The organism is Streptomyces sp. NBC_01276, assembly GCF_041435355.1.
Lineage (GTDB): Bacteria > Actinomycetota > Actinomycetes > Streptomycetales > Streptomycetaceae > Streptomyces.
In genome coordinates this window covers 5,821,055-5,834,891 of sequence record NZ_CP108442.1, presented here as the reverse complement: position 1 = coordinate 5,834,891, position 13,837 = coordinate 5,821,055, and the positions used below count along the sequence as shown (strand labels likewise).

General features: G+C 71.2%; 14 protein-coding genes. 4 read left to right on the top strand and 10 right to left on the bottom strand.

Annotation, left to right across the window (positions count from 1 at the left end):
* Positions 1-78 precede the first annotated feature (78 nt).
* Positions 79-909: a hypothetical protein gene (locus OG295_RS26225; protein WP_371679101.1), complete on the top strand. Its 831-nt coding sequence runs from the start codon at positions 79-81 to the stop codon at positions 907-909.
* Here the strand turns inward: OG295_RS26225 and OG295_RS26220 are convergent.
* The 10 genes from OG295_RS26220 to OG295_RS26175 form a co-directional block, all read right to left on the bottom strand.
* The gene (locus tag OG295_RS26220) at positions 906-2,273 is read right to left on the bottom strand and encodes a hypothetical protein (RefSeq protein WP_371679100.1); all 1,368 of its coding nucleotides are present in this window, start codon (positions 2,271-2,273) and stop codon (positions 906-908) included. The two genes, OG295_RS26225 and OG295_RS26220, sit on opposite strands and share 4 nt — an antisense overlap.
* Entirely contained in the window at positions 2,270-3,688 is a 1,419-nt protein-coding gene (locus OG295_RS26215) for a hypothetical protein (RefSeq protein ID WP_371679099.1), read from the bottom strand. The genes OG295_RS26220 and OG295_RS26215 overlap by 4 nt, the downstream gene beginning before the upstream one ends.
* A 152-nt stretch (positions 3,689-3,840) precedes the next feature.
* Complete coding sequence (locus OG295_RS26210) at positions 3,841-4,185, bottom strand: metal-sulfur cluster assembly factor (protein ID WP_030388904.1); 345 nt, start codon at positions 4,183-4,185, stop codon at positions 3,841-3,843.
* Positions 4,182-4,643: a Fe-S cluster assembly sulfur transfer protein SufU gene (sufU, locus tag OG295_RS26205; protein ID WP_030237123.1), complete on the bottom strand. Its 462-nt coding sequence runs from the start codon at positions 4,641-4,643 to the stop codon at positions 4,182-4,184. The genes OG295_RS26210 and sufU overlap by 4 nt, the downstream gene beginning before the upstream one ends.
* A gap of 36 nt (positions 4,644-4,679) precedes the next feature.
* A complete protein-coding gene (locus OG295_RS26200; RefSeq protein WP_285537575.1) occupies positions 4,680-5,936 on the bottom strand; it encodes a cysteine desulfurase in 1,257 nt (418 codons plus the stop codon).
* Positions 5,933-6,697 (bottom strand): Fe-S cluster assembly ATPase SufC, encoded by a 765-nt coding sequence (gene sufC / locus OG295_RS26195; RefSeq protein WP_030237127.1) that lies wholly within the window; start codon positions 6,695-6,697, stop codon positions 5,933-5,935. Before sufC ends, OG295_RS26200 begins: the two co-directional genes overlap by 4 nt.
* Positions 6,698-6,704: 7 nt before the next feature.
* Complete coding sequence (locus OG295_RS26190; RefSeq protein ID WP_030237129.1) at positions 6,705-7,022, bottom strand: bifunctional 3-phenylpropionate/cinnamic acid dioxygenase ferredoxin subunit; 318 nt, start codon at positions 7,020-7,022, stop codon at positions 6,705-6,707.
* Complete coding sequence (sufD, locus tag OG295_RS26185) at positions 7,022-8,200, bottom strand: Fe-S cluster assembly protein SufD (RefSeq protein WP_371679098.1); 1,179 nt, start codon at positions 8,198-8,200, stop codon at positions 7,022-7,024. The genes OG295_RS26190 and sufD overlap by 1 nt, the downstream gene beginning before the upstream one ends.
* Positions 8,201-8,277: 77 nt before the next feature.
* A complete protein-coding gene (gene sufB, locus OG295_RS26180) occupies positions 8,278-9,693 on the bottom strand; it encodes a Fe-S cluster assembly protein SufB (RefSeq protein ID WP_214930288.1) in 1,416 nt (471 codons plus the stop codon).
* Positions 9,690-10,427: a helix-turn-helix transcriptional regulator gene (locus tag OG295_RS26175; protein ID WP_371679097.1), complete on the bottom strand. Its 738-nt coding sequence runs from the start codon at positions 10,425-10,427 to the stop codon at positions 9,690-9,692. The genes sufB and OG295_RS26175 overlap by 4 nt, the downstream gene beginning before the upstream one ends.
* A gap of 494 nt (positions 10,428-10,921) precedes the next feature.
* Here OG295_RS26175 and OG295_RS26170 point away from each other — a divergent pair, with 494 nt between their 5' ends.
* The 3 genes from OG295_RS26170 (at position 10,922) to OG295_RS26160 (ending at position 13,837) form a co-directional block, all read left to right on the top strand.
* Positions 10,922-11,848: an ABC transporter ATP-binding protein gene (locus tag OG295_RS26170; RefSeq protein ID WP_371679096.1), complete on the top strand. Its 927-nt coding sequence runs from the start codon at positions 10,922-10,924 to the stop codon at positions 11,846-11,848.
* Positions 11,845-12,612, top strand: coding sequence for an ABC transporter permease (locus OG295_RS26165; RefSeq protein ID WP_371679095.1), 768 nt, complete (start codon positions 11,845-11,847; stop codon positions 12,610-12,612). Before OG295_RS26170 ends, OG295_RS26165 begins: the two co-directional genes overlap by 4 nt.
* A gap of 88 nt (positions 12,613-12,700) precedes the next feature.
* Positions 12,701-13,837, top strand: a complete 1,137-nt coding sequence (locus OG295_RS26160) for a hypothetical protein (RefSeq protein ID WP_371679094.1) — start codon at positions 12,701-12,703, stop codon at positions 13,835-13,837.

Sequence of the window (13,837 nt, the reverse complement as noted above, 5' to 3'; positions counted from 1 at the left end):
ATGTACACACGCAAGCCTCAGGACACTCACAGGCTCCGGTACTACGGTGTCCCCCCGCACACGACAGGGGGACCGCGCATGGCACAGCACTGGACCCACAGGGGCGGCGGCTGGCTGCCTCCACAACGGCCCCGGCCGGGCGTGGTGCCCCTGCGCCCGCTGGGGCCCGGCGACATCCTCGCGGGCGCCTTCACCGCCCTGTCCCGCTACGGCGGCCGGCTGTGCGGTGCCCTGCTCCTCGGCCAGCTCGCGGCGGGGGTACTGGTCGTCGCGGCGGCGGGGGCGGCGGCCCTGGCCTCGCTCAGCCCCCGGGCCGGCGAACGGGCCTTCGTATGGGTGCTCCTCCCGGCGGCGGCCCTGTTCCTGGTCTTCACCTGCGCGCTGGCCACCGCCCTGATCGCGGCCCTGCTGCGGCCGGCGGTCCTGGGCCGCGCCGTGACCGTGCCGGGGCTCCTCGGGGCCGCGCTGCCCCGTACCCCCCGGGTGCTCGGCGCCCAGCTGATGGCCCTGCTGACGGCGGCGGGCCCGGGTGCGGCGGCCCTGGCGGCGGGGCTGCCGCCGCCGGTGCTGCTGCCCCTGGCTCCGCTCGCCCTGTGGCTGGGCGTGCTGTTCTCGCTGGCGCCCACCGCCGCCGGGTACGAGGGACTCGGCCCGGTGGCGGCGCTGCGCCGCTCCGCCCGGCTGGTGCGGGGTGCCTGGTGGCGCACCTTCTGCTGGACCGCACCGGCCGTCGCCTTCACCGCGGGTGCCGGGTACGCGCTGCTGGCGCAGGCCGGCCTCCCGGGCGCACTGGCGGCCCTGGTCCTGCTGCCGGCCTTCCCCCAGCTGCCCGCCGGTCTCCTCTACGTGGACCGGCGGATCCGCCACGAACACCTGGCGCAGACCCTGACCGCAGAAACGGCCCCCTAGGAAAGCGTGAACCAGGCGGCCCGTGCCTTCTTCCACTCCGGGTGCGTCAGGTCCTTGGCCTCGGTGCCGTCGCCGTAGAGGTCGGCCGATCCGCTGTCGGTGACCAGCTGCACCCGGGCCCCGGGGACCGTCAGGTCGGGCACGTCCACGATGGCCTCCCAGCCGCCCGGGTCGGTGGTCGGCAGGTCGGCGCGCTTGACCGGGGCGTGGCCGGGAACGCCGTCCCACTGGTAGAGGGCGTAGGGGTCGGAGTTGTCGTCGGCGGCCCAGGAACCGGCCAGGATCAGGTACTGGCCGGCGGCGTTCTTGCGGATGTCGCGGACCGCGAGCCCGCCGAGGTCCAGCTCGATCCCGGCGCCGAAGACGGCCTTGGAACCGCTGGAGAGGACCTTGTCGAAGTTGGTGACGGGCACGAGCAGCGCCTTGCCGCCGGGCACGGCCGGGGCCAGCGGGGCACGGAAGCCCAGGTAGGCGGTGGTCGTGGACCCCGGGGCGAACTCCAGCCCCTCCACGTTGAAGCCGTCGATCTGCTTCGGCGCCTCACCCGCGGCCGTCCCCGCCGCGAAGCCGTAGCGGTTGCCGTTCGCCGTGTCCCAGGCCACGAGGTCGTCGCGGAGCTTCTTGTACGAGCGCCCGTACGCGAGCTGGGTTCCGGAGCCGGAGCCGCTCACCGTGGTGGTGAAGACGGTGTTGCGGGGGGCTTTGTACTCGCCGTCCTTGTTGTTGCCGAGCGAGCCGGTCCAGTAGATGGTGTCGCCGATCCGGGTCGCGCCCTCGATGTCCACCTCCTTGGTGACGCCGAGCTGGGAACTGAAGTCCCAGGTCCTGACGGGTGCGGCGGAGCGGGAACGGTCGTACAGGCGCAGCACGTTGGACTCGTCGTCGGCGACCACCGTGTAGCCGCCGCCGACGTCCACGGCCGCCGAGGAGTCGGAGGCGCCGCTGAAGTAGCGGGCGTCCGCCGGGTTCTGGACGGCGGCGGAGGCCGCGTAGGAGAGGGTCTTGGTGGCGCTCTTGCCGCCGAGTCCGCTCACCTTGATGGTGAGGTTGGCGTAACCGCGGCCGCGCGCGGTGACGGCGAGCTGCCGCACGGCGCCGGCGCCGGTCACGGTGACGTCTCCGGTTCCGGCGACGGAGGTCTTGCTGGAGGCGGTGGCGCTGACGGTGAGAGCGGAGACGTCGGCCCCGCTCTGCCCCACGGCCACGTCCACGGTCTGGTCGCCGACCCCGCCGACGGCCCCGGACAGGTACGAAGCCGAGAACGAGATGGTCGGTGTGCCGTAACTGACCGCCTGGGCAGGGGCGTTGAGGCCGGCCAGGAGGATCGCCGCGAGCGCGGCCGTACCCAGGTGCTTGTTGTTCATCGGTGTCCCCCACGAATCGGGCCGAGCGCGAACCACGCGGAGCGGGACTTCTTCCACTCCGGGTGCGTCAGGTCCTTGGCTTCGGTGCCGTCGCCGTAGAGGTCGGCGGCACCGTTGTCGGTGATGAGCTGTACGCGGGCGCCGGGCACCCGCAGGTCGGGCACGTCCACGATGGCCTCCCAGCCGCCGGGGTCGCCGGTCGGCAGGTCGGCACGCTTGTGCGGGGCGTGGCCGGGGACCCCGTCCCACTGGTAGAGGGCGTAGGGGTCGGAGTTGTCGTCGGCGGCCCAGGAACCGGCCAGGATCAGGTACTGGCCGGCGGCGTTCTTGCGGATGTCGCGGACCGCGAGCCCGCCGAGGTCCAGCTCGATCCCGGCGCCGAAGACGGGCTTCTCGCCGGCCGCGAGGACCCGGTCCAGGTTGGTGACGGGCACGAGCAGCGCCTTGCCGCCGGGCACGGCCGGGGCCAGCGGGGCACGGAAGCCCAGGTAGGCGGTGGTCGCGGACCCCGGGGCGAACTCCAGCCCCTCCACGTTGAAGCCGTCGATCTGCTTCGGCGCCTCACCCGCGGCCGTACCCGCCGCGAAGCCGTAGCGGTTGCCGTTCGCCGTGTCCCAGGCCACGAGGTCGTCGCGCAGGCCCTTGTAGGCGGCGGTGAAGGTGACCTCGGTCGAGGCGCCGGAGCCGGTGATCCGGGTGGTGAGGACGGTGTTCCGTTCGGCCTTGTACGTGCCGTCCTTGTTGTTGCCGAGCGAGCCGGTCCAGTAGACGGTGTCGCCGACCCGGGCGGCGGCCTCGATGTCGGCCTCCTTCTTCGCGCCCAGCGCGGGGCCCAGGTCCCAGGTCCTGACGGGTGCGCCGGAGCGGGAGCGGTCGTACAGGCGCAGCACGTTGGACTCGTCGTCGGCGACCAGGGCGTAGCCGCCGCCCACGTCCACGGCGGCCGAGGCGTCGGAGGAGCCGGTCAGGTAGCGGGTCCCGACGGCGGCGCCGGTCCGCGCCGAGGCGGCGTAGGAGAGGACGGCGGTGGCCGTCCGGCCGCCGCGGCCGGTGACGCGCAGCGTGAGGTCGGTGTACCCCCGGGCACGGGCGCGGACCGTCAGCCTGCGGTCGCCGTCCGGCGTGCGCTCCTGCCGTACGTCGCCCACCGCGGCGACGGCCGGGTTGCTGGAGGAGACCACCTGGAGCCGCAGGAACCCGGCCGGGACGCCGGCCTGCTCCACGTCGGCCGTGACGCTGGGGTCCCCGAAGGCTCCCACGGCGCCGCTGAGGTGGCCGGCGGACAGGGTGATCGTCGGAGCCGCGTATCCCGTGTCCGCGTGGGCGGGCACGGCCAGCCCGGCCAGGAGCAGGGCCGCGGCTCCGGCGGCGCCCACGGCGCCGCAGCGGCGGGCCGGTGAAAGGCGAACGGTCACTGGGGTTCCTCTCGTGTGCGCCGTCCGTCAGGACGGCCATCGAGAAGATTCGGCCACCGTGGCCAACTCCTGGTGCACTTCACTTGTCGGGCCGGAGAACAGGGAGGGCCCCCGGCACGACCGCGCCGGGGGCCCTCTCACTTACGCGTCGGTCAGACGTTGAAACCGAGCGCGCGCAGCTGCTCACGGCCGTCGTCCGTGATCTTGTCCGGGCCCCACGGGGGCATCCAGACCCAGTTGATGCGAAGTTCGTTGACGATGCCGTCCGTCGCCGACTTCGCCTGGTCCTCGATGACGTCCGTCAGCGGGCAGGCCGCCGAGGTGAGGGTCATGTCGAGGGTGGCGATGTTCGCGTCGTCGATGTGGATGCCGTAGATCAGGCCCAGGTTGACGACGTCGATGCCCAGCTCGGGGTCGACCACGTCGTAGAGGGCCTCGCGGACCTCTTCCTCGGTGGCCGGCTTGATCGACGCCTCGGGCGTCGCGTTCTCGGTCATGCCGTCTTCCTCTCCGCGTCGCCCAGCACCTGGGCGGTCGCGTCCTTCCACGCCATCCAGCTCAGGAGAGCACACTTCACGCGCGCCGGATACTTGGAGACGCCGGAGAAGGCGACCGCGTCCTCCAGCACCTCCTCCATGGCCTCGTCGGGCTCCAGCTTGCCCTTGGACTGCATCAGCTCCAGGAACGTGGCCTGGATCTTCTGCGCCTCGGCCAGCTGCTTGCCGACGAGCAGCTCGTTCAGTACGGACGCGCTGGCCTGGCTGATGGAGCAGCCCTGGCCCTCGTAGGAGACGTCGGTGAGCGTCTCCCCGTCGTACTTCACGCGCAGCGTGATCTCGTCGCCGCACGTCGGGTTGACGTGGTGCACCTCGGCGTCACCGTCGCGCAGGCCGCGGCCGTGCGGGTGCTTGTAGTGGTCCAGGATCAGGTCCTGGTACATCGAATCCAGCTTCACTGCGTCCTCGTCAGCCTCGTGTCGTCCGACTCTTCGTCATCCGAAGAAGTTCCGTACGTGCTCCAGCCCGTCGATCAGCGCGTCGACCTCGGCAGGAGAGGAGTACAGGTAGAACGACGCTCGCGTCGTCGCGGGAATTCCGTACCGCAGGCAGACGGGGCGCGCGCAGTGGTGTCCCACGCGGACCGCGATGCCCTGTTCGTCGAGCACCTGGCCGACGTCGTGCGGGTGGATGTCCCCGAGCGTGAAGGAGATCGCGGCGCCGCGGTCCTCGGCCGTGGTCGGGCCGATGATCCGCAGGTCGGGCACCTCCAGGAGGCGCTTGACCGCGTACTCGGTGATCGCGTGCTCGTGGGCGGCGATCTTCTCCATGCCGATCGAGGTCAGGTAGTCCACGGCCGCGCCGAGGCCGACGGCCTGGGCGATCGGGGGCGTACCGGCCTCGAACTTGTGGGGCGCGGGAGCGTACGTCGACGAGTGCATCGAGACGGTTTCGATCATCTCGCCGCCGCCGAGGAACGGAGGCAGGTCCTCCAGCAGCTCCTGGCGGCCCCACAGGACGCCGATGCCGGTCGGGCCGCACATCTTGTGGCCGGTGAAGGCCACGAAGTCGGCGCCGAGGGCCTGGACGTCCAGCGGCATGTGCGGAGCGGCCTGCGAGGCGTCGATCAGCACCAGCGCGCCGACCTCCTGCGCGCGCCGGACGATCGCCTCGACCGGGTTGACCGTGCCCATGATGTTGGAGACCAGCGTGAAGGAGACGATCTTCGTCTTCTCCGTGATGACCTCTTCGATGTTGGACAGGTCGAGCCGGCCGTCGTCGGTGAGGCCGAACCACTTCAGCTTCGCGCCGGTGCGCTGCGAGAGCAGCTGCCACGGCACGATGTTGGAGTGGTGCTCCATCTCCGTGATGGCGATCTCGGTCTCGCGGTCGACCCGGTAGGGCTCCTCCGCCCAGCCGAGCATGTTCGCCACCAGGTTGAGCGACTCGGAGGCGTTCTTGGTGAAGATCACCTCGTCGCGGCTCGGTGCGTTGATGAAGGCGGCGACCTTGTCGCGGGCACCCTCGTACAGCGCCGTGGCCTCCTCGGCGAGCACGTGCACGCCGCGGTGGACGTTGGCGTTGTGCCGCTCGTAGTACTCGTTCAGCGCGTCGAGCACCTGGCGCGGCTTCTGCGAGGTCGCCGCGTTGTCCAGGTAAACGATCTTCTTCCCGTCGTGGACCACACGATCCAGCAGGGGGAAGTCCTTGCGGATCGCCTCGGTGTCGAGGAGGCCAGGCAGCTGTGTCACGCGGTCGCGCCACCCTTCACGTACTTGTCGTAGCCCTCGGCCTCCAGCACGTCGGCCAGCTCGGCGCCGCCGGACTCGGCGATGCGGCCGTTGGCGAACACGTGCACGAAGTCGGGCTTGATGTAGCGCAGGATGCGCGTGTAGTGGGTGATCAGCAGGGTGCCGACCTCACCGGTCTCGCGGACGCGGTTGACGCCTTCGGAGACGATGCGCAGCGCGTCGACGTCCAGGCCGGAGTCGGTCTCGTCGAGGATCGCGATCTTCGGCTTCAGGAGCTCCAGCTGGAGGATCTCGTGGCGCTTCTTCTCACCGCCGGAGAAGCCCTCGTTCACGTTGCGCTCGGCGAAGGCCGGGTCCATCTGGAGCTGCTCCATCGCGGACTTGACCTCCTTCACCCAGGTGCGCAGCTTGGGGGCCTCGCCGCGGATGGCCGTGGCCGAGGTCCGCAGGAAGTTGGAGACCGAGACGCCGGGGACCTCGACCGGGTACTGCATGGCGAGGAAGACGCCGGCGCGGGCGCGCTCGTCGACGGACATCTCCAGGACGTCTTCGCCGTCGAGGGTCACGGTGCCACCGGTGATGGTGTACTTCGGGTGCCCGGCCAGCGAGTACGCCAGCGTGGACTTGCCGGAGCCGTTCGGACCCATGATGGCGTGCGTCTCACCCTGCTTGACGGTGAGGTCGACGCCCTTGAGGATCTCGCGGGCGCCGTTCTCGGCCTCGACGGAGACGTGCAGGTCGTGGATTTCAAGCGTTGCCATGGATACCTCAGGACTCCTGGGTGAGGGAGACGAGCACGTCGTCCCCTTCGATCTTTACGGGGTAAACGGGTACGGGGCGGGTCGCGGGCAGACCGGAAGGCTTCCCGGTGCGCAGGTCGAAGGCCGACCCGTGCAGCCAGCACTCGATCATGCAGTCCTCGACCTCGCCCTCCGAGAGCGAGACGTTCGCGTGCGAGCAGATGTCGTTGATCGCGAACACCTCGCCCTCGGCACGGACGATGGACACCGGCGTGCCGTCGAGTTCCACCCGCTTGGGGGTGTTCTCCTCCAGCTCGCTCAGCGCACAGGCCTTGAGGTAGCTCATCAGACGGACGCCGCCAGCTCGGTCTCGATCCTGGCGAGCAGGCGCTCCTCGATGTCGTCGACACCGATCTGCTGGACGAGCTCGGCGAAGAAGCCGCGCACGACCAGACGGCGGGCCTCGTCGGCCGGGATGCCGCGCGCCTGGAGGTAGAAGAGCTGCTCGTCGTCGAAGCGGCCGGTGGCGGAGGCGTGGCCGGCGCCGACGATCTCGCCGGTCTCGATCTCCAGGTTCGGCACCGAGTCGACCCGCGCGCCGTCCGTCAGGACGAGGTTGCGGTTCATCTCGTAGGTGTCGGTGCCCTCGGCGCTCTTCTCGATGAGCACGTCACCGATCCAGACGGCGTGGGCGTCCTGGCCCTGGAGCGCGCCCTTGTAGACCACGTTCGACTTGCAGTGCGGGGCGTCGTGCGTGACCAGGAGGCGGTGCTCCTGGTGCTGGCCGGCGTCCGTGAAGTACAGACCGAGCATCTCGGCCTCGCCGCCGGGGCCCGCGTAGGCGATCCGGGGGTGCAGACGGACGAGGTCGCCGCCGAAGGTCACGACCACGGACTTGAAGCTCGCGTCGCGGCCGACCAGCGCGTTGTGCTGGGAGGTGTGGACGGCGGTGTCGTCCCAGTCCTGCACGGACACGAAGGTCACCTTGGCGCCGTCGCCGACGAGGATGTCGACGTTGGCGGCGCGGACGCCGTCACCGGTGTGGTCGATCACGATGATCGCCTCGGCGAAGGGCTTGATGTCGAAGACGGTGTGACCGAAGGTCGTGCCGCCCTCGCCGTGCAGGGCGACCCTGATCGGCTCGGCGAGCACGGTCTCCTTGGGCACGGTGACGACCGTGGCCTTGGCGAACGAGGAGAAGGCCTGCGCGGAGACGCGGTCGACGGGCATGCCGGCCTTGCCGATCCGCTCGTCGCCGCGCTCGACCGACTCGACCGTCACGCCCTCCGGCGCGTCGATCTGGGCCTTCATGGTGCCGTCGGCGACCGCGGTGCCGTCGTGCAGGCCCTTGAGGCGGGCGAGCGGGGTGAACCGCCACTCCTCCTCGCGGCCGTGCGGAACCGGGAAGTCGGCCACGTCGAAGGACGGCGGCGCGCTCATCCGGGTGGCGACGGTGGACTCGGCGGCCACCGCGATCGCGCCGGCGGTGGTGGAGCCCGCCGGGATGTTCTGAGCCTCAGCCATGGCTGTCGTGTTGCTCGCTCTCTTAAAAAACGCTGCCTACGTCAAAGAATGTGCTGGATGCCGGGCGGCGGCCGGGACTAGCCGACCGAGCCCTCCATCTGCAGCTCGATCAGCCGGTTGAGCTCCAGGGCGTACTCCATGGGCAGCTCGCGCGCGATGGGCTCGACGAAGCCGCGCACGATCATGGCCATGGCCTCGAACTCCGTCAGACCGCGGCTCATCAGGTAGAAGAGCTGGTCGTCGGAGACCTTGGAGACCGTGGCCTCGTGGCCCATGGAGACGTCGTCCTCACGGACGTCCACGTACGGGTACGTGTCCGAGCGGGAGATCGTGTCGACCAGGAGCGCGTCGCAGAGCACGTTCGACTTGGAGCCGTGGGCGCCCTCGCCGATCTCGACCAGGCCGCGGTACGAGGTGCGGCCGCCACCTCGCGCCACCGACTTGGAGACGATGTTGGAGGAGGTGTTCGGCGCCATGTGGACCATCTTGGAGCCGGCGTCCTGGTGCTGGCCCTCGCCCGCGAAGGCGATGGAGAGGGTCTCGCCCTTGGCGTGCTCGCCCATCAGGTAGACGGCCGGGTACTTCATGGTGACCTTGGAACCGATGTTGCCGTCGATCCACTCCATGGTCGCGCCCTCGTACGCCACGGCGCGCTTGGTGACCAGGTTGTAGACGTTGTTCGACCAGTTCTGGATGGTCGTGTAGCGGCAGCGGCCGCCCTTCTTCACGATGATCTCGACCACGGCGCTGTGCAGCGAGTCCGAGGAGTAGATCGGGGCGGTGCAGCCCTCGACGTAGTGGACGTACGCGTCCTCGTCGACGATGATCAGCGTCCGCTCGAACTGGCCCATGTTCTCCGTGTTGATACGGAAGTAGGCCTGGAGCGGGATGTCGACCTTCACGCCCTTGGGGACGTAGATGAAGGAGCCGCCGGACCACACCGCGGTGTTCAGCGACGCGAACTTGTTGTCGCCGACCGGGATGACCGTGCCGAAGTACTCCTGGAAGAGCTCCGGGTGCTCCTTGAGCGCGGTGTCCGTGTCGAGGAAGATGACGCCCTGCTCCTCCAGGTCCTCACGGATCTGGTGGTAGACGACCTCGGACTCGTACTGGGCCGCGACACCGGCGACGAGGCGCTGCTTCTCCGCCTCCGGGATGCCGAGCTTGTCGTACGTGTTCTTGATGTCCTCGGGCAGGTCCTCCCAGGAAGCGGCCTGCTTCTCGGTGGAACGCACGAAGTACTTGATGTTGTCGAAGTCGATGCCGGAGAGGTCGGAGCCCCAGTTCGGCATGGGCTTCTTGTCGAACAGCTTGAGGCCCTTGAGGCGGAGCTTCAGCATCCACTCCGGCTCGGACTTCTTCGCCGAGATGTCGCGGACGACGTCCTCGGACAGACCCCGCTTGGCAGCGGCACCGGCCGCGTCGGAGTCGGCCCAGCCGTATTCGTAGGTGCCCAGGCCATCGAGCTCAGGGTGAGCAGTCTCCGTGGTCATGCGGGGTTCCTCCCGGCCGTACTTGCAGATACTGATGTGTCGGTCTGTGTGGCGCTTCGCGGAATGAACGTGGTGCACACCCCGTCGCCGTGGGCGATCGTGGCGAGGCGCTGCACATGCGTCCCGAGCAGCCGCGAGAAGACCTCGGTCTCCGCCTCGCAGAGCTGCGGGAACTGCTCGGCGACGTGTGCGACCGGGCAGTGGTGCTGACAGAGCTGTTCACCGCTGTGCGGACCGGGAGCGCTCTTCGCCGTAGCAGCGTACCCGTCCGCGGTCAACGCCTTGGCCAGGGCCTCGGTGCGGTCCGCGGGGGCGGCCGCGTCGACGGACTCCCGGTAGGTCTGCGCCTGCGCCTCCATGCGCGCCCGGGCGAAGGCGGCGACGGCCGCCTCCCCCTGCTCGCCCCCGCCGACGGACTGCGCGATCCAGCGCAGGGCGTCCGCGGCGAGCGTGTCGTAGGACTGGTCGAAGGCGTCGCGGCCGCAGTCGGTGAGCGCGAAGACCTTGGCGGGCCGGCCCCGGGTGCGTGCGCCGTACACACGCTGCTCACGGGGTGCGACCACGTCGTCGGCGACGAGCGTGTCGAGGTGGCGGCGGACGGCGGCCTGGGTGAGGCCGAGACGCTGCGCGAGGTCGGCGACGGTGGAGGGGCCGTGGTCCAGGATGGACCGCGCGACCCGGTTGCGGGTTGACCGCTCCCCGGTCGCGAGCTCCCCCTGGGGGGCCTCGCTCATCCGTTCGCCGTATTTCACAACGCCATTGTTGCGTAATTAAGCGAGCTCCGACAAGCCGTGACGGAGGCCACGCCTGGTGGCATCCATCACTAAGGGTTACCTAATTTGTCGACGGAGAGTTAACCGGAGGGGATTGCTCCGCATCCACGCCGGGCCCCTCCGTGCACCGGCAAAGGGCTCCCACCAGCAAGCCTCCACCCACACTGTGGCCGGACGCGGTGAACACGGGATTCCGGAAAAGATCACGGAAACCGACTGGGCCGACCGGGATCGCGGGACCGAAAAGAGCCGTGTCCGCGACGCGATGTCCGCATCCGGAGGGCACGAAAACCGCCCCCGGGCGGCCGGAGGACGGAAATCCCGGCCGCGTTCCGCCGCGTTCCCAGGGGCTCCACCGGCCCCACGGGGCCGGTGGGGGGTCACCTCCGCCGGGGCCGTGCCCCCCCACCCCCAGGACCGGGGACCCCCCGGCGGCCTCCGTAGACTCACCCCCCATGAGCAACGACCCCGCCGTGGAGATCCGCGGACTGGTGAAGCGGTACGGCACCAAAACCGCCGTGGACGGCCTCGACCTCACCGTCCCCCGCGCCCGCGTCACCGCGGTCCTCGGCCCCAACGGCGCGGGCAAGACCACCACCGTGGAGACCTGCGAGGGCTACGTCCGCCCCGACGCCGGCACCGTCCGCGTCCTCGGCCTCGACCCGGTCGCCCGCGCCGAGGCCCTGCGCCCGCGGATCGGCGTCATGCTCCAGTCCGGCGGGGTCTACTCCGGCGCCCGCGCCGTGGAGATGCTCCGCCACGTGGCCAGTCTCCACGCGCACCCGCTGGACGTGGACACCCTCGTGGAACGCCTGGGCCTCGGCGGCTGCGGCCGCACCCCCTACCGCCGGCTGTCCGGCGGCCAGCAGCAGCGGCTCGCCCTGGCCCTGGCCGTCGTCGGCCGCCCGGAGCTGGTCTTCCTGGACGAGCCCACCGCCGGCCTCGACCCGCAGGCCCGCCGCGCGACCTGGGACCTCGTACGGGAACTGCGCTCCGACGGGGTCACCGTCGTCCTCACCACCCACCACATGGACGAGGCCGAGCAGCTCTGCGACGAGGTCGCCATCATGGACGCCGGCCGGGTCATCGCCCACGGCAGCCCCGAGGAGCTGTGCCGCGGCGGCGCCGAGAACACCCTGCGCTTCACCGGCCGCCCCTCCCTCGACCTCCCCTCCCTGCTCAAGGCCCTGCCCGACGGCACCCAGGCCGCCGAGCTCACCCCGGGCTCCTACCGGGTCACCGGCGAGGTGGACCCGCAGCTGCTGGCCACCGTCGCCTCCTGGTGCGCCCAGCACGGGGTGCTGCCCAGCAGCCTCTCGGTGGAGCGGCACACCCTCGAAGACGTCTTCCTCGAACTCACGGGCAAGGAGCTGCGTTCATGAGCGCCGGTACGTTCACCCCCCGTCCGGGGGCCGCGCCCGTGTCCCGCATGATCGTCGCGCAGACGGCACTGGAGACCCGGATGCTGCTGCGCAACGGGGAGCAGCTGCTGCTCACCGTGATCATCCCGGCGCTGCTGCTGACCCTGTTCTCCGCCGTGGACATCGTGGACACGGGTGCCGGGAAGTCCGTCGACTTCCTCGCGCCGGGCGTCCTCGCGCTCGCCGTGATGTCCACCGCCTTCACCGGGCAGGCCATCGCCACCGGCTTCGACCGCCGCTACGGAGTGCTCAAGCGGCTCGGGGCCTCCCCGCTGCCGCGCTGGGCGCTGATGGCCTCCAAGACCCTGTCGGTGCTGGTCACCGAGGTCCTCCAGGTCGCCCTGCTGACGGTGATCGCCCTCGCGCTCGGCTGGTCCCCGCAGGGGAACCCGCTGTCGGTCGCCGCCCTGCTGCTGCTCGGCACGGCCGCGTTCTCCGGGCTCGGGCTGCTGATGGCGGGCACCCTCAGGGCCGAGGCCACGCTGGCCGCCGCCAACCTGGTGTTCCTGCTCCTGCTGGTCGGCGGCGGGGTGATCGTGCCGCTGGAGAAGTTCCCCGGCGCCGTGCAGTCCGCCCTGGGGCTGCTGCCGATCTCGGCGCTCTCCGACGGCCTGCGCGAGGTGCTCCGGCACGGGAGCGCGCTGCCCTGGGGCGACGCGGCGGTCCTGGCCGTCTGGGCCGTGCTGGGACTGGGAGCGGCCGCGAAGTTCTTCCGCTGGGAGTGAATCCCGTCCGCCGTGCGTTGGGCAGGCAGGAGGTTGACCGCCTCCGCTCATCGATGACGCACGACGATCGGGACCCCGGGGGACGGGCATGGCGCAGCGGGAGGCCGTTCTGCGGCTGGACGAACAGTGGGCGCGGATCCGCTCGGGGGCCGCGCACGCGGATCCCGGGGAGAGCGACCGGCTGCTGGCCGAGCTGATCGGGGCGCTGCGCGAGCCCGCCCGGACCGATGCCGACTGCGCGGCCCGGCTGGGGCTGCGCCTGGGGGACCTCGCGGCCCGCCGGTTCGCGGCCGGGGACCGGGCCGGGGCGCTGGCCGCCATCGAGGAGGGGCTGCGGCACGCGCGGCAGGCCGCCGGGCACGCTCCGGAGTACGCCCGGTGGTACGCCCGGGGTCTGATCAACCAGGGGGTCTGGCTGTCCTGGCCGCTGAGCGACGCGGACCGGCTGCCCCGGTATCCGCTGGGCGCGGGCGGCGAGAGCGGCCCGAGCACCATGGAACGGGCGGCCGGGGAGCGCGCCCGCGATCTGACCCGGACGGCCGTGGAGGTGTGGGCCTCCCTGGACCAGCACGACCCCGTCAACCGGCGGGGGCTCGCGCAGGCCAAGGTCTTCCTCGGGGACCGCCTCGCCGAGCTGGGCTTCGCCTCCGACGCCGTCGCCTGGGCGGTGGACGCCGAGGCCGGTTTCCGCCGGATGCTGCTCGCGGCCCCCGCGCCCGAGGAGGCGCAGGAGGCCGAGGAGGCCCTGGACCACATCGGCCGCCAGCTGGAACTGCGGCTGCGCTTCCTGACCTTCGAGTCGCTGGCCGGCCTGCGGACCGAGGGGCTGCTGCCGGAACGCCTGCTCCCGCAGGCGGTGGTGGCGGCCCGGATCCAGGGCGTGGCGGAGGCGGAGATCGCCGCCCGGCTGGGGCTGGACGCCGAGCAGGTGGTGACGATGCTGGAGGTCACGCCCTGGCTCGCGGTGTGGCGGATCGAGGTGCGCGGGCCGGACGGGCTGTGGGCCGCGCAGCCCGCGCCGTGGCGCGACTCGGCGGAGGTGAGGAACCGGACGGCGGAGGACGTGGCGGCCGGGTTGGTACGGGGGTTCATGGACTCCGCGGCCTACCCGGGCGACGGCGCGCTGTGGCGGGTCCGCGTCTGGTGGCACGCGGAGGGCGACCCGGCCGGAGCCAGGTTCCGCCTGGTCATCGGGCCCGACTCACCAGCCGCCACCCCCTCGTGA